The 23,372-nt window shown below is 39.6% G+C and carries 19 protein-coding genes; 7 read left to right on the forward strand and 12 right to left on the reverse strand.

Features of this window, described 5'->3' with window-relative positions:
• Window positions 1-298: 298 nt before the first annotated feature.
• Genes KO505_RS16700 through KO505_RS16720 form a run of 5 tightly spaced genes read right to left on the reverse strand, consistent with a single transcriptional unit; the run spans window position 299 to window position 7,046 of the window.
• The gene (locus KO505_RS16700; RefSeq protein ID WP_216056603.1) at window positions 299-1,471 is read right to left on the reverse strand and encodes a CaiB/BaiF CoA-transferase family protein; all 1,173 of its coding nucleotides are present in this window, start codon (window positions 1,469-1,471) and stop codon (window positions 299-301) included.
• Between the two features lie 12 nt (window positions 1,472-1,483).
• Window positions 1,484-2,869 (reverse strand): amidase, encoded by a 1,386-nt coding sequence (locus KO505_RS16705; RefSeq protein WP_252731881.1) that lies wholly within the window; start codon window positions 2,867-2,869, stop codon window positions 1,484-1,486.
• A 16-nt stretch (window positions 2,870-2,885) separates the two neighbouring features.
• Window positions 2,886-4,298 carry a phenylacetate--CoA ligase family protein gene (locus tag KO505_RS16710; RefSeq protein WP_252731883.1) on the reverse strand — a complete coding sequence of 471 codons (1,413 nt, stop codon included), beginning with the start codon at window positions 4,296-4,298 and terminating at the stop codon, window positions 2,886-2,888.
• Window positions 4,299-4,311: 13 nt separating this feature from the next.
• Window positions 4,312-5,685 carry an MmgE/PrpD family protein gene (locus tag KO505_RS17610; protein WP_371820015.1) on the reverse strand — a complete coding sequence of 458 codons (1,374 nt, stop codon included), beginning with the start codon at window positions 5,683-5,685 and terminating at the stop codon, window positions 4,312-4,314.
• Window positions 5,682-7,046, reverse strand: coding sequence for an MmgE/PrpD family protein (locus tag KO505_RS16720; protein WP_216056604.1), 1,365 nt, complete (start codon window positions 7,044-7,046; stop codon window positions 5,682-5,684). The genes KO505_RS17610 and KO505_RS16720 overlap by 4 nt, the downstream gene beginning before the upstream one ends.
• Window positions 7,047-7,145: 99 nt before the next feature.
• Here KO505_RS16720 and KO505_RS16725 point away from each other — a divergent pair, with 99 nt between their 5' ends.
• The 3 genes from KO505_RS16725 to KO505_RS16735 all read left to right on the forward strand — a co-directional run bounded on the left by KO505_RS16725 (window position 7,146) and on the right by KO505_RS16735 (window position 9,556).
• Window positions 7,146-7,883, forward strand: coding sequence for a GntR family transcriptional regulator (locus tag KO505_RS16725; RefSeq protein ID WP_216056605.1), 738 nt, complete (start codon window positions 7,146-7,148; stop codon window positions 7,881-7,883).
• An 83-nt stretch (window positions 7,884-7,966) separates the two neighbouring features.
• On the forward strand, window positions 7,967-8,287 hold the full coding sequence (locus KO505_RS16730) for a YciI family protein (protein WP_216056606.1): 321 nt from the start codon (window positions 7,967-7,969) through the stop codon (window positions 8,285-8,287).
• An 18-nt stretch (window positions 8,288-8,305) separates the two neighbouring features.
• Window positions 8,306-9,556: an MFS transporter gene (locus KO505_RS16735; protein WP_216056607.1), complete on the forward strand. Its 1,251-nt coding sequence runs from the start codon at window positions 8,306-8,308 to the stop codon at window positions 9,554-9,556.
• 91 nt (window positions 9,557-9,647) lie between these two features.
• On the opposite strand, the gene KO505_RS16740 is transcribed toward KO505_RS16735, so the two are convergent.
• The 3 genes from KO505_RS16740 to KO505_RS16750 all read right to left on the reverse strand — a co-directional run bounded on the left by KO505_RS16740 (window position 9,648) and on the right by KO505_RS16750 (window position 14,323).
• A complete protein-coding gene (locus KO505_RS16740) occupies window positions 9,648-10,649 on the reverse strand; it encodes a chromophore lyase CpcT/CpeT (RefSeq protein ID WP_216056608.1) in 1,002 nt (333 codons plus the stop codon).
• A 77-nt stretch (window positions 10,650-10,726) separates the two neighbouring features.
• Window positions 10,727-13,015, reverse strand: a complete 2,289-nt coding sequence (locus tag KO505_RS16745) for a TonB-dependent receptor (protein ID WP_216056609.1) — start codon at window positions 13,013-13,015, stop codon at window positions 10,727-10,729.
• Window positions 13,016-13,195: 180 nt separating this feature from the next.
• Complete coding sequence (locus tag KO505_RS16750; protein WP_216056610.1) at window positions 13,196-14,323, reverse strand: hypothetical protein; 1,128 nt, start codon at window positions 14,321-14,323, stop codon at window positions 13,196-13,198.
• A 107-nt stretch (window positions 14,324-14,430) separates the two neighbouring features.
• Between KO505_RS16750 and KO505_RS16755 the strand changes: the two genes are divergently transcribed.
• The 3 genes from KO505_RS16755 to KO505_RS16765 are packed head-to-tail and all read left to right on the forward strand — an operon-like array spanning window position 14,431 to window position 17,196.
• Window positions 14,431-15,468, forward strand: coding sequence for a VOC family protein (locus KO505_RS16755; RefSeq protein WP_252731885.1), 1,038 nt, complete (start codon window positions 14,431-14,433; stop codon window positions 15,466-15,468).
• A gap of 1 nt (window position 15,469) precedes the next feature.
• A complete protein-coding gene (locus tag KO505_RS16760) occupies window positions 15,470-16,483 on the forward strand; it encodes a VOC family protein (protein WP_216056612.1) in 1,014 nt (337 codons plus the stop codon).
• An 11-nt stretch (window positions 16,484-16,494) separates the two neighbouring features.
• Complete coding sequence (locus KO505_RS16765) at window positions 16,495-17,196, forward strand: Crp/Fnr family transcriptional regulator (protein ID WP_216056613.1); 702 nt, start codon at window positions 16,495-16,497, stop codon at window positions 17,194-17,196.
• 93 nt (window positions 17,197-17,289) lie between these two features.
• Here the strand turns inward: KO505_RS16765 and KO505_RS16770 are convergent, their stop codons facing one another.
• Entirely contained in the window at window positions 17,290-18,951 is a 1,662-nt protein-coding gene (locus KO505_RS16770; protein ID WP_252731887.1) for an electron transfer flavoprotein-ubiquinone oxidoreductase, read from the reverse strand.
• A gap of 158 nt (window positions 18,952-19,109) precedes the next feature.
• Between KO505_RS16770 and KO505_RS16775 the strand changes: the two genes are divergently transcribed.
• On the forward strand, window positions 19,110-19,676 hold the full coding sequence (locus KO505_RS16775; RefSeq protein ID WP_216056614.1) for a VOC family protein: 567 nt from the start codon (window positions 19,110-19,112) through the stop codon (window positions 19,674-19,676).
• A gap of 84 nt (window positions 19,677-19,760) precedes the next feature.
• Here the strand turns inward: KO505_RS16775 and KO505_RS16780 are convergent, their stop codons facing one another.
• Genes KO505_RS16780 through KO505_RS16790 form a run of 3 tightly spaced genes read right to left on the reverse strand, consistent with a single transcriptional unit; the run spans window position 19,761 to window position 23,250 of the window.
• On the reverse strand, window positions 19,761-20,774 hold the full coding sequence (locus tag KO505_RS16780) for an NADP-dependent oxidoreductase (RefSeq protein ID WP_216056615.1): 1,014 nt from the start codon (window positions 20,772-20,774) through the stop codon (window positions 19,761-19,763).
• Between the two features lie 2 nt (window positions 20,775-20,776).
• Window positions 20,777-21,679: an alpha/beta hydrolase gene (locus KO505_RS16785; protein WP_216056616.1), complete on the reverse strand. Its 903-nt coding sequence runs from the start codon at window positions 21,677-21,679 to the stop codon at window positions 20,777-20,779.
• A 2-nt stretch (window positions 21,680-21,681) separates the two neighbouring features.
• Window positions 21,682-23,250: an FAD-binding oxidoreductase gene (locus KO505_RS16790; protein ID WP_216056617.1), complete on the reverse strand. Its 1,569-nt coding sequence runs from the start codon at window positions 23,248-23,250 to the stop codon at window positions 21,682-21,684.
• Window positions 23,251-23,372: the final 122 nt, after the last annotated feature.

Here is a 23,372-nt window from a genome sequence, read left to right on the forward strand (position 1 = left end):
AAAATTGTTTTACTGCAATTCCATAAAGGGATTAATGACCTCCAAAAATATTGGCTATATCAAGGATTAAGTGATTGTCTTTGATGATGTTAATGGCACCATCTTCAACAACTCAATTCATATGTTAGCGATACTTTTTTGTTCATTTCCACATTAGTATGGATATCGGTTTAGCAGAGTGGATCGTAGGAAAATAATGGACATGGCAGTATGACGAATATCAATTAGCGATTGATACTCAGTGACATATATCAATCACAATCTATCAAAAACAAATTTGTAAAATAAAAAGGCAAACTTAATGTTTGCCTAGAATTTCCTTGGTGTGCTGCCCTAAAGTAGGTGGAGCGGATTTGTATTCAATGGGGGTTTCTGAAAATTTAACGGGATTAGCCACTTGCGGTACTTTACCAGCCGTTGGATGGGCTAAATCAAACTGCATATTTCTGTGGATCACTTGTTCATTTTCAAACACACGATCTATTGAATTAATTGGACCGCATGGCACATGAGCAGCAGATAAGTGCTCTAACCAATATTCCAATGGTTGTTGCACAAACAGAGCTTCAAGTTTCGTAATAAGCTCATCTCGATTCTCAATTCGTAATCCATTACTGGCATAGCGAGGATCAGTGCCTAATTCTGGCGCCCCGACTATTTCACAGCACTTTTTGAATTGGCCATCATTACCGACGGCTAACAAAATATAACCGTCTTGCACTTTCATATTTTGATAAGGCACTATGTTTGGATGGGCGGTGCCCAGTCTTTCTGGCACGTCACCTGACACTAAATAATTACTGCCTTGGTTTGCTAACCATGCGACTTGAGTATCCAGTAATGCGAGGTCGATATGCTGGCCTTGGCCGGTTTGCGTTTTATGATAAAGCGCAGCCAAAATAGCGGAAACCGCATACATGCCCGTCATTAAATCAGCAACCGCCACCCCCACTTTTTGCGGGCCGCCTCCAGGTAATTGATCTTTTTCACCTGTAATACTCATCAAGCCACCCATAGCTTGGATCATAGCATCATAGCCCGCTCTATTAGCATAAGGGCCGGTTTGACCAAAACCTGTAATAGAGCAGTAAATAATGTTTGGTTTAATCGCTTTTATAGAATCGTAATCAAGGCCGTATTTTTTAAGACCGCCTACTTTATAGTTTTCGACTAATATATCAGCCTCTTTTACTAGCTTATAAATTGTAGCTTGGCCTTCTGTGCTAGTGATATCCAATTCTATTGATTTTTTACCGCGGTTCGCCGCTAAGTAATATGCTGATTCTGCCGTGGCGTTACCTTCTTGATCTTTGGCATAAGGAGGCCCCCAATGACGAGTATCATCGCCTTTTTCTGGACGTTCTACTTTCCATACTTCCGCACCGTAATCAGCCAAAACTTGAGTAGACCAAGGTCCCGCTAAAATACGACTTAAATCTAATACTTTAATCCCACTTAATGGACCTGCCATCACTCTACTCTCTTAATTTGATTCTTGGATAAGTTGCTGGACTATGGCGGGTACTTGATACTCGAAGCCACTAAGTTGCTGCCATTGTTCAGCTAATGATAATACTTGTCTGTCGGTATTTGGCGCGCCCATTATCTGCATACCGGCTGGCATCGTATGTTCCGTTATCATAGGAATAGACACAGCACATAAACCTGCATGGTTAGCAAAACTGGTTAAATCGGCCTGATTGGCTGGGACTGGTTCATTCATTTTAAATGCACGTTGTGGTGCGGTTGGCATCAACAAAAAGTCACCTTGGGTGAATAAATGACGCGCTAATACCACGGCCTTTTCAAGGTCACGTTGAGACTTAATCACATCCATTGGTGACTTTTGGTCAATGTAACTTAATAAGCTTTTTAGATAAGGAGAAAAGTTTTCAATTTGATTTTGCCAAGCATAACCGTGTTCAACTCGCATTTCTGCTTCACAGATAATTAACCCTGCTCGACGTGCTGCACCAAAGTCGTATTGGCCGTTTACAGAACCGCCAAAACTAAAGCGTTTTATGCTGCAGCCCATTTGTTCGAATATTTTGATGTTGTGTTCAAAGTCAGTAATAACATCAGCTTCAACACCCAATTCCAACAAATTATCAGGGACTAATAACACTGGATTGGCCGGTAATTGATCTTGATAGTCTAACGATTTAGATTCTGCATTATCAATATCAAAACCTTGCATCAATTCAAATGCCAAAGATAAATCTCGGGCAGAACGTGCAATAGAACCAATATTATCCATCATACGGCTACACGCCACACTGCCACTATTACTGATTGCTCCGCGGGTTGCTTTAAAACCAAATACACCACAATAACTAGCAGGAATACGTACCGACCCCATAGTGTCCGTGCCTAAAGCTAACGGCGTTAAACATGCGGCAACCGCTGCACTAGAACCACCAGAAGAACCACCCGGCGTTGCGGTTAAATCATTTGGGTTATAACAATTGCCAAAATGCGCATTGTGGTTACTTGCCCCTAACGCGCCTTCGTGCATATTTAATTTGCCACTAAAAACAGCACCAGCATTACGCAACTTCTCAATTACAAACGCATCTTGCTGCGGTTGGTTATGGCGTAAAATCTCTAACCCTGCAGTGGTGTTAAAACCAAACACATCAATATTATCTTTCACCGCCACGCTTATACCTGCGAGCGGTGAAGTTGAATATATTTTACTGGCTGTGACATCAAAATCAGGTGCAATCGATATAAACGCATTCAGTTTGTCATTCACTAACTGGATAAGAGCCATTTGTTGTTTAGCTAAATCAGTGGCACTGATCTGGCCGGATTTAATCCCGGCGATTTGCGCGCTTAAATCAGAACTTAATCGTTTTATATCAATCATCCGAGTACCAACTAAATTAAAATCTATCGTCAATTAAACGAATTGGCTTCTGTCTTACGTCGACTTGGGTAAGTGGGGTAAGTTCACCTTCACCCACCAGTTCAACTAACACTTCAATACCAATTTTACGTTTTAATAATTCTTTGTATGTAGGGAGTACATTGGCACGTTCATTTTCAGGTGTGCTGACTTCTATCATCACGATCATTTCATCACGTCCATTAACATCTCGCACGGCTTTACAAATGAACTCACCTAAGAATTCGTTTTGTTCATCCATCATAGGGCCAATGCCTTGTGGATAAATATTGATTCCACGTAACTTAACCATATTATCTGAACGCCCCATAAAACCACGAATTCGTTTAAATGGTAACCCTGTGCTATTTTTAGTTGGCACAACTTCCGTTATATCATGGGTATTAAATCGAATGATTGGGTAAACATCGTCTTTGTATAAACACGTCACCACCATGTTACCTTTGGTTCCATCGGCTACAGCTTGGTTAGTTTCTGTGTCTAAGACTTCTAAATACTGCGCATCTTCCCATACATGCATACCGTCATGATCCGGACCTTCAGCAGCAATACATCCTGTATCACCCACACCATACCAATCAAATAGTTCAGGTTTATATTCTGCATTACCCCATGCTTGCGCAATGGCTTCGCGGCTTTCCATACCAAGATGACCTATGATCATGTCGATTTTGATATCTTTACCGGGCTCAATGCCTTCTTCGCGAGCAACATCAGATAAGCGTTTAATGTAATCAACAAAACCCACCAGGACATTAGTACCAAAACTTTTCATTAGATTAACTTGTTGTACTGAACGCGTTTCTACCCCTGTTCCCGCAGATAAAAACATAGCATTAGTGTAATGAGTAACGGCTTCGCGAATATAATGGCCACCATTTATCATACCGTGACCATAACAAGATTGAACCGTTGCTGCCGGTTTTAGCCCCATAAAACGATAACCTCGGGCAACCAATAACGACTGAATCTCACGGCTTTTAGGGCCAAAGATTAATGGTTGTGGTGTACCTGTTGTCCCTGAGGTTGTATGAAATACTATCGGTGGTCTTTGTTCTTTTGGGATAGCATCTAAGCCATGAAAATCACCAATTGGTGGAAATTTTTCAACGCTATCCATAATGTCTGATTTAGAAATCAAAGGCAGTTTTTCAATATCGTCTAGTGACTTAATATCTTCAACTTTTACCCCTGCATTGCCCCAGACTCGCTGATAAAAAGGAATATCCCATGCACGATTAACAACATGCATGAATCTTTCATTTTGTAACTTTCTTAATTCGTTTTGGCTCATGCCTTTAAAACGTTCAACAAACTCATCCCCTAATGGGTAATCTTGTAACATTTGTTTGTGATCGAAAGATTCAAAATAGGTAGGGTAACTGCTCATTTTATCTGCCTAATTAATTATTTATGGTTAACGCGGTTAAGGTACTAATATTTTGGATCTGGTCTAATTCGTCTATGCTATTTATCAAATTATCTATTTGAGTGGCGTTAAATGGCGTTTTAGCACTTAAACAGGCAGCCCTAAATTTATCTTCTTGAGCTTTTCGCGAAAGCGGCCTTTGTGGATTACCTAAAATTGCAGGCAAGCTAATGGTAAACTGTTGGCCAGAATTCAACTCTACGCTGACCGAAACCGGCGCTAAAGCATTAGGATCACTAACCTGATTTAACTCAGTAATGACCTTAGCGCCCAAAGCCAATCTTTTTGCATCAATGAGTTTATCCGCATCAAAATCTTGCACAGTAACGGTGCCGGTTAACAAGGCAGTGGCGGCAATATACCCGTTACATAATTTGGCATAACTGACGTCCATATCAGGCTTAATAGGGCGTCCTACCAGACGATTGATTAACGGTGTCGCGCTCACACGAATTTGTTTTATTTGTTCTGCCCTAAAGCCATGTTTGGTTTGTAACTCTTGTAGCCCATCCACCGTTCCGTGACCGGCTCTTCCGGTTGGAAATGGCTTGTGACTAACTTGTTCTATTTGAAAATTTTTACCTATATTTTGATTGAAGTAGGTTAAATCGTGGCTATCTTCGAACAAATTAAAATAACCAAAAGGTCCCTCCAAAATATCTTTGGGGCCTTCAAAACCAGCTCTTGCCATATCGACGGCATTGATTGCATTGTTTGAATTTACACTGATCTGTAGCGCTAACATCGGCGAACCTTCAACATGAGCTTGCATCGTTCCACTGATTTGACTGTAAGCTATGCCTAATGCATTTTTTAATGTTTCGCCTTTAATACTTAACATGGCACAAATACCCGCAGTTGCGCCTAAACAGCCACACACTGATGGTCTAAAAAACTTCAATCCTGACGTAGCACTCGCACCAATTAACGTAGCGACATCTACCGCAATCACACAACCTAACAACAGCTGTTTACCACTGATATTTTCACGCTGACCGTAGGACATTAATGCCGATAAGATCACAGCCATTGGATGTACTACCGCAGGTTCGTGCACACAATCCCATTCTTGATTATGTATTTGATAACCATTAACTGCTGCTGCAACATTGGTTGGTACCCACTCACCAGTAACCCATATCTGTGCTTGTTTTGACGCTCCATAGTGGGACAAACCTTGTTTGACCAAATCCACTTTATCAACACGAGATCCGCTGATACCAACGCCAATTGAGTCTAAAATAAATGTTTTTGCAGCCAATACCGCACTTTCTGGTAAATCGTCATAATCCGTATTTTCTATATGCGAGATAAGTTTTTGTATAGCGGTGTTATTTATATCTGTCACTTAGAACCCTTACCCAATAATTTTGTTAAGTCGTGTAATGCAGAACTATCTGCCCACTCTAACGAACATAAGGTTTTAATTGTGTCTGCAGGAATACCGGATTCACCCATCAATTTATGAGCTTTATCGTCTATTTGTTGTTTTGACATGGGACGCTCTGGATCGCCCAAAGTATCTCGATGATACAACTCAATACGTTCACCACTAATAAGTGACATCACGCATTTAGCACCATAATGAAAAGGATAATCTGCCTCAATATCATCATCGACAAGAACTGTAACTTTCTCTCTCATGAGCGCTATTTGTTCATTATTAATATGACTTTCGCGGTAATGTTGTAATTCTGGCTCACCCCACAATAACAACGCAGATACCGCATGTTGAATGCTGAACTTAGCTTGCAATTCTGTTTCAGGAATTGGCCGGTCACAGAACACCACTGCATCGTTATACGTATGTATTTCAACGCTAATTATGTTGTTAGCTTTGATGTTTGGATGTGTTATTAATGTTTGAGATATCACGTCTATTGCCGGATGTGCATGACGACAAGCGGGCCAAGGTTTAAAGCTACAATCGTACATACGCCAATTCTCTGAGATTGCTAAAAACTTCTCAGGCTCTGCATCTTGAGACATTGCCGTTAACACACCTTGAGGCCCTTCCAATATATATTCAGGGCCAGAAAGTCCTTTGTTGGCCAATAGTGCTGCGTTTGCCCCCGCTAATGCGGCTTGCGAATTGTGCCATTGTTTTGTTTGTACTTTTTCATTGCGCATTTGCCATAAACCACCAGTTTGACTGCCGGTATTACCTAATGCCCAAACACTTTTTTGTACTGATAAATCTAATATTTTACTGGCCGCTAATGCCGCACCAAATGTCGCGCAAGTAGCCGTATTATGAAAAAATTTATAATGACTACGGCCAATAGACTCACCTAATCTGATAGTAATTTCATAACCCCAAATAACCGCATCAAGAAACACTTCCATCGAACTATCACAACGTTCGGCCAAGGCTAAAGCCGTTGGGATCACAACAGGTCCAGGGTGTAATATAGAACTACGATGAATATCATCCATTTCCAAAACATTGCCAAGAGCTGCATTAACCGTTAAGGCTTGTCGCCAATGGACGTAACCGGAAAACAAGTTAGTCGCCATTCGGTTTGAGTCAATCACTTCATCATCGACAAATTGTTGGAATACTTTTCCTACTTCTGAATTTTTCCCTAAGCTGACACAGCTAATCCAGTCTAAAACATGTAACGCCGCACGTTTTCGATCTTGCGCCGTAATAGGACGACGGTGTAACTGTGTTAATAATTGACGTGTTAATGATGGTTGTAAATTCATGATATTTGGCTTTTATATAAAATTAGATTACTCTAAATTTGTCCGGACATATTCCACATTGATAATAACAATCAAATAGCAAAATAATAGAATTGAGTTATGACAAATATCAAAACATCCATGCCTAAGTATCAAATCATAGGTGAGCAATTTATTAATCGCATTTTAAATGGTGAATTTAGTGTGGGAGATTCTTTGCCGACAGAAAAAGAACTGTGTGAACATTTTAAAATCAGCCGACATACGGCCCGTGAAGCACTCCGATATATAACCAATACTGGTTTGGTAGAGCGACGACAAGGTTCTGGAACAAATGTTTTACGTACTTCTATGCCTGAAGCAATCAATCCATTTATTGGTTCAGTACAAGATTTATTGCAGCATGGTAATGCCACTATTTTTAAGTTAGATAAATCTGATGTTGTTTTGCTAACTCAACAACAAGCTGAGCTTATTAATGCCAATCAAGGTGATACCTATATTCAATTAGGGGGGATACGTCACGAACCACACGATAAAAAACCAATCTGTTATACCTATATTTATCGTAAACCTCAGCAGGATCATGTCGATGTTGGGTTAAAAGATATAACCAGCGCAATCAAAACAATAAAAGAAACGCTGGACAGTAATAAAATAGGCAAAGTTGAACAAACTATTACCTCGATTTTAATGCCTGAATTAGTTGCCAACAAAATCGGTAGCGAGTCGAATTCTCCAGCCCTGCAAATCATTCGTCATTATTACGATAAAGGTCAAACTAATATCATTTTAGTGTCTGAAAGTATTTATCCAGCTAAACGTTTCAGTTACAGCACTGTGCTGTTTCCCGAATAGTCTGCAATTGATAATTATCAAACCACATTTTGGTTTGGTGTGGGATAACGTCTGGCGACTATCTACTACTAAAGGAATCGTTGATGTTGGTATCTTTTCGATGTTTAGACAACGGCGACAACCAGAATAAGAGGTTAGAGTTACTCAATCAGCACCTCCAATGGGTGACGCACAATATGAATAATATAAAAGTTGCGGGCCCATTAGTGGGTAACTCAGAGAACACACATATTGGTTCTTTATATATTTTTGAAGCTGACTCCATTGAGCAGGCGACAAAACTATTACATTCAGATCCATATTATGCTGCTGCCATTTGGCACAGCATAGACATTACAGAATTTAAAGACTACGCGGGCACTTGGGTTGGCGGTCAAAACTGGCCGGGCGCAAACAACAACTAGTCTACTTAAGGAGAAGTTATGACATCACAAACATCAGCGTTAAACGAACAAAAAAGTGTACAAAATAAACGAATGCACTGGGCAATGGTACTCGTTGCTATGCTGTGTTTATTAGTATCAAACGGTATGACATTGACCGCAATCACCGCGTTTGATAGTGCATTATTGGCAGAGTTTACCGACTGGTCACGTGGCGATTTGAAACTTCGCGGTCTCATCACCTTGGTGGTTACTGGTTTGTTAGCCCCTGTAATTGGAATATTAATTGACCGCGTTGGTGTTAAGTCTTTGATCATGGCAGGTTCTGTCATTCTAGGTGCTGCAACCTTTGCTTATGGCACCATAACTGAAATTAAGCATATGTATTACATCCATATGGCATTTGGTGTTGTACTACTTGCTTGTGGTTTAAACGTAGCTGTTATTTTGGTTTCAAACTGGTTTGTTAAATTACGTGGTACCGCTATTGGTATTGCAGTAATGGGCACTTCTCTAGGTGGTGCTTTGTTAGCACCTTTGTTTGGTAGCTGGATGGCAGATGGCATGAGCTGGCGTGAAGCGTTTCAACTTGCGGCACTTATCCCTACTGTGTTATTCGTATTAGCCGCGCTACTTGTTAAAAACCGCCCTGCTGACGTTGGTCTAGTTGCTTACGGTATGGAAAACAGTAACGCCGAACAACAAGACATTTCTCAACATGGAATGGAATATAAAGACGCGATCAAAACCAAGTCATTTTGGTCTATTGCCTTGATCGCTATGTTTACTTTTTATTGTTTATTAGGTCTGCAAGCTAACTTAATTTTACATCTACAAGACTTAGGGTTTGATATCCAATCGGCTGCTGCTGGCCTTGCAATGTTATTCACACCAGCCCTGATTGGTAAGTTTGCCTTCGGTCTTATTGCCGATAAGATCAAAGGTAAAAAAGTACTTTATAGTAATTTATCATTAATGTTAGTTGGCTTAATTGCATTAATTTTTTCAGGTAAAGACACGGTACTACTCGCCGTTGCTATTATTGGTTTTGCTTGGGGTGGTTTCTATACCTTATTCCAACTTAATGCCATCGACAGTTTTGGCTTAAAAGCTTCAGGTAAACTACTTGGAACAATTACGGTATTAGATGCTTTTGGTGGTGGTCTAGGTATATTTGTAACCGGTAAGATGTTTGACGTTTACGGCTCATACCAACCTGCATTTATTGTGTTCACTGCACTTACAGCCTTAGCGGTAGTATTAATTAGTCAGATTAAGAAACATGTTTAATCTTCTTTAAAATATACATTGGAAAGCCGCTTAGAATATGGTTCTAAGCGGCTTTTTTTGTTGAACCCTATACTCAATCGAATAAATCAAATTACTTGATCAACGAGCAGCTTGATTGCATCCACCGCAAGTTAATACCCAAACGTTCGGCCTCCCTATTAGTCCATGTATAAGACAGTGCTTTTTTATAGTTTTTTTTAGCTTGTTCAGAATCTTCATGAATAAACATTTCAAATACATCTGGCCTATTCCCCGCAGGAAACTCGGTTTGCTTTAAGCGAATAAAATACGATTTTGGAATTTCATCCGTTGTGGTAAATTGAGCTATATCGCCTTGGTTATGCACTATCCTGTTGGCAAAAAAGTCCCACTCATGCTCACCATTGGCTTTTAGCTTATCTGTTTTAAACGCGGCCCAACATTTAAAGTTTCTGGCGCGTTTAAGTTTATGCGGGACATTATCCTCACGCCCAAATAACTCTTTGTTATTAGCTAAGTAACCTTCCTCTAAATGCCAAAACTCATCTTCATTTATTAGTTGTTCTGTTGCTATATGTATCTCACTGCCTTTCGTTGTTTTGATTACGCAATCGTCTTGGTTAATACCGCCTTTAAAGCCATTGCCAATAGAATGAAAGATTGAGTCACAACCACTACCCAATTCATTTAAGTCGGCCAAAGTTATCGTCTTTTCAGCTTCTGACCATAGGTTTATATAAGCCTTTGGATTATTAAACTTAAAGTTTTTTACCACTATGGTTTGATTGGTATGATTAGCTTGTGCAATCAAAAGCGCTTGTCGATAAATCGCTTTATCTTTGCCGCCATCATGTACTTGTTGGTAATAAACATATTGCCCTAACTGCGGTACATCTAATTTCACAATGCGTTGATACAAACGAGCGTGGTGTTGCTTTGGTACATCATTCACGGCTAAAAACTGATTAGACTCAAAATTTACCTGATTGTAATTATCAAACTCACCTTGAATTAAACGGTCAAACTTTAACAATAATTTATCTGTTGGTCTTTCATTGGCCATCACTGGAGACGCCATTAACGATAGGAGTAATGCAATAGGTGTTAATTTCATATTGGGACTCATCTAGTTAAATTTTTTGTATAAAAAAAGCGAGCATTAAGCTCGCTTTGGTATAGTTAAATTACGGTTTAGATACCTTCAAACATATATGAGAAGGTGATGCCCATTTCACGACCACGACTTGGTGCGATTGGGAATGCTCGACTACCATAAGCAAAGCTTTGTACATCTACGTAACGGAATACATACGTTGGAGTATCGTCATCAGTTAGGTTTTTAACCCAAGCTGTTACACGCCAATCTTCGTTTTCAACGCCAACATTTAGATTTACTAATGTACGAGCACCCGTTTCAATTAAATTATGAACATGTGCGTAACGTGTTGAATCGTAGTTCACATCTAGACGTGTAAAGATATCAAAGTCAGACGTTAATGCCGTGCTGTAATTAAGGCCAAGTGATACTTCATTTTTAGGCACTTGTGGAGGTGTATTACCTTTTAAGTCACCATGTGTCGTTAAATTACTTGGTTGATTACACTCAGCGGTGCTTAAACCAGAAATGATACGACAATGATTACCATCAAATAACTCAACAAACGTCGCATCAGTTTGAGAGAAGCCGAAATCCAAGCTCATATCTGGAGTAATGATGTACTTACCTTGAACTTCAAGACCATTAACTTCGGTTTTGCCCGCATTAGATGTATACGACGCAGGAGGCGCACCTTCTTCCGATAAATAACTATCCGTTAACTGCTGTTTGTCCCAATCCATGTTGTAGATTGCGGCAGAAAGATAAAGGCTGTCATCAAGAATTGTGGTTTTAACCCCCGCTTCTAACATTACCATTTCTTCTTCTTCAACGATGATTAAGTTCGTTGGTAAAGTAGAGTCCGCATTAAAACCACCTGGGCTATTACCTTCTGAACGAGTGGCATACATCATGGTATCTTTATCTAAATTATACTCAGCAATAACACGTGTCGTTGTGCTTGAAAACTCATTACTCGTATTTGCATACGTTGGGTCTTGAATTAGATTGTCATACGCTTCTGTTGTAATTTTATCTGTTGAGTTACGAAGTTCAGCTGATAAGCTAAATTGATCCGTAAATTGGTATGAAACCATCCCCATTAACGCCGAGTTTTCTTCAGTAGAAACAAAAGCGTCTGGATCATCTGGATCATTTTCTGAATGCCATAAATAAGCGCCCAATGACCACAATAGTTTTTCGTCAAAAGCTGAAGAGGCAAAACGAATTTCATGGCTGTATTCGTCAGATTTTGCTTCATCAAATGAATGCCATGACGACGCATCTTCTAAATAAGGTCCGCCATAAAAATAACCAAAGCTAAACGCTTGATCTAAACCTGCATACGTTTGGTCAATCCCAGTTTCTGCGTCATAAGTATTAGACCCAGACATCCAAGTTAATGTACCCGCATCAAATATATGCTCAACTTTAAAACTTAAATGTTCACGTGTTCCGCGTAGACCATATTCGTCATTATCTAAAATGCCACCAATTGCAATTGGGTTATCTAAGTTAGCTTCACCACAGAAATAAGCACGAGTATCTAAGTAACAGTTGTTTTCGTCAGCACCTTGGAAGATGAACACTTGATGTTCATCATCAAATTTGTTGTTCACATAGTTAATGCTAATTTCAGTCTTATCTGAAGGTGTATAGTATGCACCTATCATTATAGAATCTGATGATTCACCACCAATATTTGGTCCATCGACTCGCTCATTTGTCCAATCACCATCGTAACTTTCAGTCGAGATAGACGCACGAATAGCAAGCTCATCATTCACTTGTAATGAACCACCAGCACCAAATTGTTGATTACCGTTTTGACCAATTGTGCCATTCACATAACCTGACATTACATCATTAGGACGACGAGTTATTAAGTTGATAGCACCTGAGAAAGTACGACGACCAAATAAGGCACTTTGTGGACCTTTAATGATCTCAACACGTTCAATCAAATCCATTGGAAGACTTTGAATTGAACCTGCGTAATAAATTCCATCAATGAAATATGAAGCTTTTTGCGAACCAAATCCTGGGATCCAAGATACACCACGAATAACCGGTATATCAGCTTGGCGACCAAAGGTTTTTTCCATAGAAAAACCAACTGCATTTGATGCCAAGTCATTAATGTTTTTAATGCCTGACTTTTCCATCTCGTCCATATTAAATGATACAACCGATACCGGTATTTTATTTAATGATTCAGTACGACGACGTGACGTTACTTCAATATGCTCAATTTTAGTTGATTTCTTTTCTACAGCATCATCTTTATCTTCAGCAAATACTTGTGGTGTAACCGTAATTATTGATGAAAGCAATGCAGCTTTTACTGCATGTGTAACAAATCGGTGGGCGAATTGTTTTTTCATATTCCAAGACCTTTTATGTGGTTAATATTCTTAGTTGTTTTTATATTGTTGTTATTATTCGATTAAACTAACTATCAAAAATTAGCTCTCTCCCTAAGATCAACATGACACATAATTTGTCCGGACAAAATTAATTGGCATTCCCATTATTGATATTTATCAATAATGGGGGGCGATTATTTATTGTCCTGTTTGGGTAAAATTTAACTCTAATTTTGGCGAATTATTAACCAGAGGCTTAGGCAATACCTGCCATGTAGAACCATCAGGGCCCGAGATCACGAACGCTTTTTCGCCAAATTCATTGTGAAGAATTGTTGTGGTTTCAATCTTGTTTTGTAAAGCCAAATCGTGAATTTTTGCCATATCAGCACTATAAACCGAGTGTAATGTGATGCCTTTATGACCTGGCTTTTGTTCAGAACTACGATCAGGTCTTGAATCTGGATTAACAAAAAACTTCATTTTACCTGATATATTATTGGGGCTAACAAAACCTCGATACCAATGACTGCTTCCATCTGCCATATTAAATACCCGTTTTGGCCCCTGCTGCCAATCACCATCTAATACCACATCACCTTCTGGTTTAAACCCTAAAACATCACGATAATAGTTAGTTTGATCTAACATATCTTGTTTGGTTGACCCTGAAATAATAAAGTCATTATGAGTTACTTCACTAGTTCTTAATGGTGTTGAACCATTTATAGTTCCGTAACCCGGTATGGTGTAACCGTACCGCTGAAAAAATACAATATTAACTAAATCACCATATGCGGCCATTTCACGTACGCCGATACGACGGTTTAATATATTAAGTTTACCGTCGGTCATTTTATATAAGTCATCGTATACCGGTTCTGTAGGCAACCACTTCTCGCCTGACTTTCTGGCGTCAGAAAAAATATCATGTAAGCGGAAAATATCATTCGTTCTCATCACTAACATACGCTGGCCAACCGTTTCAGGTTGAGCATAACCAACACCTTCACCTTGAATATTGGACCACTCAAGTACACGAATTAAACCATGACTGTCTACCTCACCATTTTGCAATCGGTAAGATACTAACTCACTATCCACGCCATAAAGTTGCTGTGCTTTACTTGCGCTTAATTGACCTTTTTGTTTTAGTTCAAAACCAAAGTGGCTGAGCAACTCCAGTAATGATTTGGCGTCATCCGTACCTATCATCACCTCATATACACCACTGACACCCGTATTAGGAGGGGAAATCGTTTCTGCTTGTACAAAAATCATGCAACTCATGACAATAGTCAAAAAGCCAATAACAAGTTTTTTCATTTGATTTACCTTTACGTAATTAATGTGCTTACATTGCCACACTAGAATTTGTACGGACAAATAACAAGATGAAAACATGGTCTTCTCTACACTATATCGCGCTCTTATTGATAATTATCACAAGTGGCTTTTCATACGCCGAAACAAAAGATGCATTGGCACCACAAAGTTCTGTCAAGGATGCTTTGGCACTCCCTCTACACACAGCAACGATTGCAACCGTGTCATTACAAGAAAGTTTATTATTTTACCGTGATGGCATGGGTATGACCGTTGAAGGTCCTATCAAACTCACACAATCTCAAATAGATACTCAACGAAAGTTGTGGCAGATCCCAACGGATATAAAATGGGAAACCTATAAGCTTTATCGCAAAGGCATCAGCCAAGCTATTCAAATTCAACTGTTAGTATTAAACAAACCAACGCCAACCATTCATGACAGCTGGAACTCCATGGAGTTAGGGCCTTTTTCTTTAGGCTTTCCAAATGACAACACGATTAAACTCGACAAGAAAATTCGTGATAAAGGATTTGGCGCATTAAATGTATTGGAGAGTTATCCAATTCCTAGAACCGACGGTACAACTTATCAAATCGATGAAACTATTTTTAATGCACCTGACTTCTTACACGGTGTTGCGATCACCCGTGGTGGTGGCATGGCGCCATTAGGACCTATTGCTAAAGATGGTCTTGGTGGGCCAGCGTATTCGGCTCAAATAATTGAAAATTCTCCTCAGCATTTAAAATTTTACACCGACGTATTGGGATTAGAAATTCGTTCGGATCGTGAATTTAAAAGTGCAGGTGACAAAGGCGCTATGAATTTACCAAACGGCACCGTATTCCGTTTTGCCATTGTATACAGTAAAGGTGCAACCACAGGACATATGCTGTTTGTTGATTTTAGAAACGTAGAGCCTGTACGTCCAACCAACAAACCCACTATTCCTAACATTGGTTTAGGTATGTGGACTTATCCAGTGACCGATATTAATGAAGTATTGAGCAACGCCAAACAATACGGCAGTGAAATAGTCAGTGGCGTAGTAGAAATGGACAGCCCTATGTTTGGTAAAGCTAAAGTTGCAACATTAAGAGCACCAAACGGGTTCTTAATCGAAGTGTTCGAGGCGCTATAACATGAATAAATTAATAGCTTGTATTGTTTGTGTATTTTCGCTGTCTGCCACTGCTGTAGATTTTAAACTCGGTGGATTTACTGAAACTTTATTTATTGTTTCAGATGCTAAAGCGGCTGCTCAGTTTTATAAAGACGTAGCAGGCTGGGAAGTTCGCTCTACTGACAAAGTCGATGATAACCTCAAACTATTATGGCAATTACCAACGTCTGCAAGTATCAAACAAATCGTCATGGCCAATAAAGGTGAAAACCGTGGTTATGTACGTTTGATTGAAATAGCAGGCGTAGAACAGCAACTAATTAGATCGAATACCCAATCTTGGGATGTAGGTGGCATATTTGATGTCAACGTCCGTGTAAAAGATATGGATGCAAAGTCCAAACAAATGCAAAAACTAGGATGGACTGCCTCAACCGATCCCGTCCAGTTTTCATTTGGTCCATTTGTAGTAAAAGAATGGATAGTTAAAAACGCTGATGGCATTGCTTTTGCCATTATTGAACGGATCAAACCTGAACTAGAAGGTTGGCCTAATGTTAAAGAGTTCAGCCGAGTATTTAACTCCACTCAAGTGGTTGCAGACATAGAAACATCATTAAATTTTTATCGTGACGTTTTAGGCTTTAAAACTTACCTAGAACACAAAGGCGCCAGTAAAACGGCAGAGCCAAATGTTTTAGGTTTACCACACAATATTGCCACTGAGGTGGTTCGTTCTGTCTATATCCTTCATCCTGACGGCATTAATGAAGGCTCTGTTGAAATTTTACAATTTCATGGTGCGACCGGTCGTAATGTTTCCGACCTAGCTAAGCCGCCTAATCTTGGCATCGCTATGCTCAGGTTTCCTGTCGATAATTTAGACAAGTTGGAGACCCATTTACGGTCAAATGACATAAACATTGTATCTAAACAAAAATTACGTTTGCCTCCATACGGTTTGGTGGATATTCTGGCTATTAGAACCCCAGATAATACATGGTTGGAGTTTTATCAAAACTCCACACCTTAAATGGAAAAACAATGTCCTTAGATATAAATAAAGTCGCCATTAAAACCTCTTTAGCGAGTTGTTTTGGCTCAACAATGAAAGACGAAGAAGCCTCTGCAGAGTTTTTAGATGAATTAGCCAACAAGGCTGAAGAAATTACCGTTGGGTCCGCTGAATATCTTTTTAGAGAAAAAGACTCTAGTGATTATGTATACATTCCAGTTTCTGGTTCAATTATGTTGGAACGATCAACATCGACAGGTTCTAGACAAGTGTTTGCCTTTCTGTTTACTGGCAACTTATTAGGTATTTCTGAAACCGCAAGTTATAGCTTTAGTGCCAAGACGTTAACGGAATCAACGGTTATTAAGATACATCAAAAAATAATCCGTAATGTATTTGATAAACACCCTACGGTAGCAAAACGTTATCAGAATGTGACCAATCACATCTTGTCTTTAATTTTAGATCAGCTTTTTGTGATGGGGCAAAAAACCGCACATCAACGTATTGCACATTTTCTACTAGATATGGAACATAGACTAGGACACGGTTCGAGTAAATTTCATTTACCTATGAGCCGCCAAGATATTGCAGATTATTTAGGTATGTCATTAGAAACCAGCAGTCGTGGATTTAGTAAACTCAAAAAGGACATGTTGATCCATATTGAGAGTAACTATCAAATCACTATCTTAGACCGAGACGCATTATTTGCTTACTCAGAAAGTTAATCGTTTCTGCATTATTCATTACCCGCTATATAAATAGCTAAGAACACAAAACCGAAGTTTGTTTTGTGTTCTTAGCTTTATTACAAAACCCAATTACATATTAGGATAGTTTGGCCCCCCCGTGCCTTCTGGCGTTACCCAAGTAATGTTTTGAGCTGGGTCTTTAATATCGCAGGTTTTACAGTGCAAACAGTTTTGCGAGTTTATTTGAAACTGCTTGTCTGCATCGGCATTTTCTACAAACTCATAAACGCCTGCTGGACAATAGCGCTGCGCAGGTTCGTCGTATACATTCAAATTTGTCGTCACTGGTATGCTTGCATCGATCAACTTTAAATGAACAGGCTGGCCTTCTTCATGGTTGGTATTAGATAAAAACACAGATGAAAGTCTATCAAAACTCAATTGACCATCAGGTTTGTTATATTCAATTTTATTGCATTTTGCAGCGGGTTTTAACATTTCATGATCCGGTGTATCGTCGGTAAAATTAAACGGTAATTTTCCGCCAAACCAGTTTTGATCTAAAACGTTATACGCACCCCCTATAACGGTACCAAGCTTATGTAATGCAGGGCCAAAATTGCGGCTTGAATTAAGTTCGTCATACAACCAAGATTGTTCAAATACCGTTTGTAACTGGGTTAAGTCCTGCTGGCCAACATTCGACTGTTTCAACGCATCGGCGATCACTTCAGCGGTTAACATGGCTGATTTCATTGCCGCATGATTGCCTTTGATTTTTGCAAAGTTTAACGTTCCTGCGTTACAACCAACTAAAAAACCTCCAGGGAATGACATTTTTGGTAACGAATTCAGTCCACCTTTGGCAATGGCTCTTGCGCCATAAGCAATACGTTTACCACCAGTTAAATGTTTGGCATAAACAGGATGATGTTTTAAACGTTGAAACTCTTCATATGGATTCAAGTATGGGTTGTCATAGTTAAGATCGACAATCAAACCGCAAACAATTTGATTGCCTTCAGCATGGTACAAATACCCACCACCAGAAGCACCATCGGTTAACGGCCAACCTGCACTGTGAATCACCAAACCTTCTTGATGCTGTTCCGCTGGCACATCCCAAATTTCTTTAAATCCTAAGCCATAGTGTTGTGGTGATTTACCTTGGTCTAAGTCATATTTTTGAATTAATTCTTTACCCAAATGACCTCGGCAACCCTCAGCAAAAATTGTGTATTTGGCTCTTAGCTCCATTCCCGGCATGTATGAATCTTTTGCATTGCCAGCTTCGTCTAACCCCATGTCTCCAGTTTGAATCCCCGTCACATTGTCGCTTTCATCATACAAAATATGAGAGGCAGAAAATCCTGGGAATATCTCTACGCCCATTTGTTCTGCTTGTTCAGCCAACCAACGACAAACATTGCCCATAGACACAACGTAATTTCCGTCATTGTGCATAGTCTTTGGAAAGGCAAAACCGGGCACTTTTGAGGCTTTGTCTTCACCTCTTAAGAAGTACACTTCATCATGGGTAACTTTGGTGCTTATTGGCGCGCCTTTTTCCAGCCAATCTGGAATAAGTTCATCCAATGCGGTTGTCTCTAACACGGCACCTGATAATGTATGAGCACCCACTTCTGAGCCTTTTTCTACTACACAAACCATCAACTCTTGTTCGTTTTGTTGTGCTTTTTGCATCAAACGAATAGCGGCGGATAACCCTGCAGGTCCAGCTCCGACAATAACCACGTCAAAGTCCATGAACTCTCTTTCAATTTCTGACATATAGGATTCTCAATAATTTTAATTATCTTCATATTAAGCAATCTATTGGCACATGAAAACGTTGGATGGACTTTATACCTAACGCATTTTGACCTTTATCAATGTAAGGTACGCCATGACTTCTATATTGGTAAGTTCAATAAACATTGGAAATGAACATGATTAAAAAACTAATAATTACGATAACTTATGTGAGCATATTAATAAGCTCACAGATTTCCGCTAAAGCTGTTGCCCCTGACCAACAAATTCCTGTCGATGTTCGCCGTACTACTTTCATCGTTAATGACGCCGAAAAATCATTAAAGTTATACCGCGATGCGTTGGGGTTAACCGTTATTTATGATCAAATGATTGAATCACCAATGGCAAATGGTGAAACCAGAAAACGCCGTTTAGTATTAATGCGTGCCAACGATGACTTTATCGGTGCAATTGGCATTCTAGAATATATTCACCCTCTTAAACCGCAACGTAAAGAGTCATTTGACGAACCGGTACCAGGCGACCCAATTGTTGTCATTAATGCAACAGATTTAGAAACCCGCTGGGAAAAAGTGGCAGCAACACCTGGTGTTACTGTAATTGAAGAACCTGAAGTGATCACTTACCCAAGAGCTAATGGCGGTAAAATTTCAGTGATGCAAACTATGGTTAGAGATGCAGATGGTTATTGGTTAGAAATAAATAAGATCATGGACAAACCAGCAAGCGATAAAGACTAAACTTAGTTAATTGAATAATTAGCTTTATATGTAAAAAGGGATCAAACGATCCCTTTTTTGGATCTAAGTATGTAATAAGTCGGCTTAGATTTTTACAATAACTTTGCCCATGTTTTCACCGCGCATTAAGCGACTAAACGCAGCTGGTGCGGACGCTATTCCTACACTTACATCTTCTTTCATTATTAATTTGTTAGCGTTCACTAACTCGGCACAAGCATCAATAAACTCTTGACGACGAGGCTCAAAATCATAAACAACCAAACCATAAACTATAGCGCGCGCTTTGATCCACATACCAGGCGAAGGGCCTGCCATGCGTTCTTTAGAATTTGTTTCTGCAATCATACCGCATAAGATCACTCTTGCACCTATGGCCAAACGTGCAGAAACTGAATGTAATAAATCGCCACCGACTAAATCAAAATAAATGTTGATGCCTTCAGGACAAAGTTTATCTAACGCTTGTTCAACATCTTGTGTCTTACGATTTATACAAGCGTCATAACCCAATTGGTTTATGGCGTAATCTACTTTTTCATCCGATCCAACAATGCCAATCACAGTACAGCCATTTGCTTTAGCTAATTGCCCAACCGTTGCACCCACAGCGCCCGTTGCCGCTGGAATAACAACAACATCTCCTGCTTGTGGTTGTGCCTGCCAGATCAACCCAGCGTAAGCGGTTAAGCCCGGCATACCTAACACAGATAATGCATGTGATGGCTGTTCTATATTACCAATCGCAAATACTGCGCTGTCTTTTTGAATGCTGGCTGTTTGCCAACCGCCCATACAACGTACCTGATCGCCTAAGTTAAATTTGGCTGATTTAGTTTCCACAACTTCACCAACCACTTCACCAAACATTAGACCATTTAGCTCTATAGAACCAGATACATGACGACCTGCAATCTGGCTACGCATATATGGGTCTAAAGATAAAAAGGTGTGTTTAATTTTTACTTCGCCATCTTGTAAAGCAGGTAATGTCACTGTATTAACGGCAAAATTCTCTTCACTTGGATAGGTATCAGGATAAGAAGCCAATGTGACTTGAGTAGTTTGTTGGTATGAGATATTCGAGTCTATGGTCATAATTACTTCTTAATAAGGTCAGTTAAAGTAGCAAATCGTTGTTCTATTCCGCTTTCAACTAAATGCAATTTAATATTCTTTGGTAAAGCCACATCCAATAACCGAGCACTGTATTTTTTCAACATACTGTCATTCCACAGGACGATATCGGAATTACAGGTAACACTTTGAATTTGAGCTGGGATTTCATTATATAACGCCGCTTTATAGGCATTACCATAACCCTCACCCGCTTTAAGGTAGTCTGCAAAAGTTGCTTGTAATACTGACAATGGCGGTTTAGCCGTTAATAACTTTGCCTTTTCACTAGTGTCATACCATGGGAAATACTGGAACAACTGGTTAACTATTTGCCATGTAGTGGTTAAATGTGAACCGTCTTGTTTAGGTGATAAATCAGGAAAATAGTGTTGCATAAATTCATCACGTTCATCATCCGTAAAAATAGCGGCATTTTCCAAAATTAATTGATGGCAAAGTTCTGGATATTGTTTACTAAATTCAATGGCGATTTGAGCGCCCGTGGCATTACCATATATTTTGGCGGTATTGCTATCGTCAGTGATAAAACACTGGATAAACTCAGCTAAACTATCGCAGTATTCTTTTAACGTTTCGCCACCGGTTGATAGTTTGTCAGAATCACCATAACCCGGCGCATCCCATGCGATGGCATAATAACCCGCTTGTGCAAACACTTGCATAATGGGCAACATAAACGCCGATGACAATGGTGATGGATGCAATAAAAAAACCATTGGGTCTGTGTTGTTACCCACAGTACGGTAATGAATATTTAGCTCCTGCTCATTTAATCTAATTGAGCAAAAGTGACGATTTACCGTATTCGCTGATTGCTTTTTAGCTTTTGATTCGAGATTAGTTTTTGATACACGGTTAGACATAATTACAAACCTAATGCAGTTGGGTTAAAGCGGTTTGTAGGGTCTAATTCTGCTTTCAGTTTTTTCAGTAAATTAAAATTAACTTCTGCTATGCCCTCTTTAAATTGATAGGTTTTGCCAATTTGCATATGTACACCACCTACTTTTTTATAAGCTTTTACTAAATCTATACGAATAGCTTGTACCGCAGCGGTTGCTGCTGGATTTTTAGCAAAACCTTTTACTTTTTTAATGTGAGCGGCATCAATCGCAAAATGATGTATTTCGTTTAATTCATCTGGCCAGAAAAATACCGGTTCCAATACAAATACATTGGTAGATACCAATGCCAGCAAATAACCAACTCCAATATTAAACTTATCTATGTTGGCTTGATGTTTAGCAAACACATCACAACTAGCTTGGTAAGCCGTGATGGCTTTTGAATGAGGGACGAGTGTGTGCACAGGAGCCCAACGTTCACCGTTAGGGCCTATCATGTTATTCACAGGACCAAATGGGTTAGCCCTTAATACAGTCGGTATTGTATTGGCGACTTCATTTGCGCCTTGGGTTTTGGCGATTTGACGAATCGCCAATAGTTTTTCTTTTACTGCCGCCTCTGATCTGTCTTCTACCCAAAAGTGAACTGACCATGATTCAGCTTCTGCAAAGTTACGGCCTGCCAAAGCTATTTTAGCGCCTTTTGTTAATGCTTTACCTATGCCACCAGCTGACTTCATCACACCAACTAATGATTTCACATCTGCGGTTAATGACTCTCTTTTTAATCGTTGCGCTTGCAAAAATGGGTCAAACCCACAACATTCCGTACTTAAATTTTGTCTTGCTACTTCTGACATGACTTTTGATTGTTGCTCAAAGGTATCAAAACAAAATGACACACCATCTTTGTATTTTAGTTGTGGTATTAAACGCAATGTCGCTGAGGTTTTTAAACCTAACGCCGCATTATCACAACAAAATAACCCCGTTAAGTCTGGACCGTAATGACGCATAAACGCAGAACCATTAACTTGTGCGGCACTGCCAGTATTAATAATGGTCCCGTCGGCCAAAATAACTTCAACAGATAAAACGGAATCAGCAGCAAAACCATATTGGCCACTGCCCCAAAATATTGAGTTTTGCGATAATCCGCCACCTATTGTGGCTTTACTGCCGGATAACGTGCCCCAATATGGCGTACGAAAACCGGTAGGCTCCAAGGCTTTATGCAGTTCTTGCCATGTACATCCCGCTTGCATAGTGACATACATATCTTCGGTGTTAATTTCTAATACTTTGTCAAAGGCAGAAGTATCCACAATCACACTGTTCTCTTCACTTGGAACAAAACCTTTGGTGTACGACATACCACCACCTCTTGGAATAACAGCTATTCCCGCAGATGTGGTTAATTTTATCGCTTCGGCTAATTTTTCAATTGAGTCTGGGCGGATCACCAAACCTGCTGGCAACTCTTTACAATATACATCTTGTGCATATAAGACTTTATTAGCTTCGTCCGTTAATACTTGTTCAGACCCCAAAAGCGCTATCAGCTGAGATGTTAATACTTCTATATTCATATACTTCACTTAATTACGTTTACTGTGAATTATTCTATGACCAGTTATTTAGTTTTAACTAGATTGTCGCAATGATTAAATACAGATAATACGGGTATACCCAGAAGGTACAATTGCCATTT

Origin of the sequence: Psychrosphaera sp. F3M07 (genome assembly GCF_018860345.1) — a bacterium.
In the GTDB taxonomy this organism is placed as follows: Bacteria; Pseudomonadota; Gammaproteobacteria; order Enterobacterales; family Alteromonadaceae; genus Psychrosphaera; species Psychrosphaera aquimarina.

Coding starts and splice junctions, on each gene's coding strand:
- KO505_RS16700 (WP_216056603.1), bottom strand. CDS start 1,471: ATGGCAGGTCCATTAAGTGGGATTAAAGTATTAGATTTAAGTCGTATT.
- KO505_RS16705 (WP_252731881.1), bottom strand. CDS start 2,869: ATGATTGATATAAAACGATTAAGTTCTGATTTAAGCGCGCAAATCGCC.
- KO505_RS16710 (WP_252731883.1), bottom strand. CDS start 4,298: ATGAGCAGTTACCCTACCTATTTTGAATCTTTCGATCACAAACAAATG.
- KO505_RS16720 (WP_216056604.1), bottom strand. CDS start 7,046: ATGAATTTACAACCATCATTAACACGTCAATTATTAACACAGTTACAC.
- KO505_RS16725 (WP_216056605.1), top strand. CDS start 7,146: ATGACAAATATCAAAACATCCATGCCTAAGTATCAAATCATAGGTGAG.
- KO505_RS16730 (WP_216056606.1), top strand. CDS start 7,967: ATGTTGGTATCTTTTCGATGTTTAGACAACGGCGACAACCAGAATAAG.
- KO505_RS16735 (WP_216056607.1), top strand. CDS start 8,306: ATGACATCACAAACATCAGCGTTAAACGAACAAAAAAGTGTACAAAAT.
- KO505_RS16740 (WP_216056608.1), bottom strand. CDS start 10,649: ATGAAATTAACACCTATTGCATTACTCCTATCGTTAATGGCGTCTCCA.
- KO505_RS16745 (WP_216056609.1), bottom strand. CDS start 13,015: ATGAAAAAACAATTCGCCCACCGATTTGTTACACATGCAGTAAAAGCT.
- KO505_RS16750 (WP_216056610.1), bottom strand. CDS start 14,323: ATGAAAAAACTTGTTATTGGCTTTTTGACTATTGTCATGAGTTGCATG.
- KO505_RS16760 (WP_216056612.1), top strand. CDS start 15,470: ATGAATAAATTAATAGCTTGTATTGTTTGTGTATTTTCGCTGTCTGCC.
- KO505_RS16765 (WP_216056613.1), top strand. CDS start 16,495: ATGTCCTTAGATATAAATAAAGTCGCCATTAAAACCTCTTTAGCGAGT.
- KO505_RS16770 (WP_252731887.1), bottom strand. CDS start 18,951: ATGTCAGAAATTGAAAGAGAGTTCATGGACTTTGACGTGGTTATTGTC.
- KO505_RS16775 (WP_216056614.1), top strand. CDS start 19,110: ATGATTAAAAAACTAATAATTACGATAACTTATGTGAGCATATTAATA.
- KO505_RS16780 (WP_216056615.1), bottom strand. CDS start 20,774: ATGACCATAGACTCGAATATCTCATACCAACAAACTACTCAAGTCACA.
- KO505_RS16785 (WP_216056616.1), bottom strand. CDS start 21,679: ATGTCTAACCGTGTATCAAAAACTAATCTCGAATCAAAAGCTAAAAAG.
- KO505_RS16790 (WP_216056617.1), bottom strand. CDS start 23,250: ATGAATATAGAAGTATTAACATCTCAGCTGATAGCGCTTTTGGGGTCT.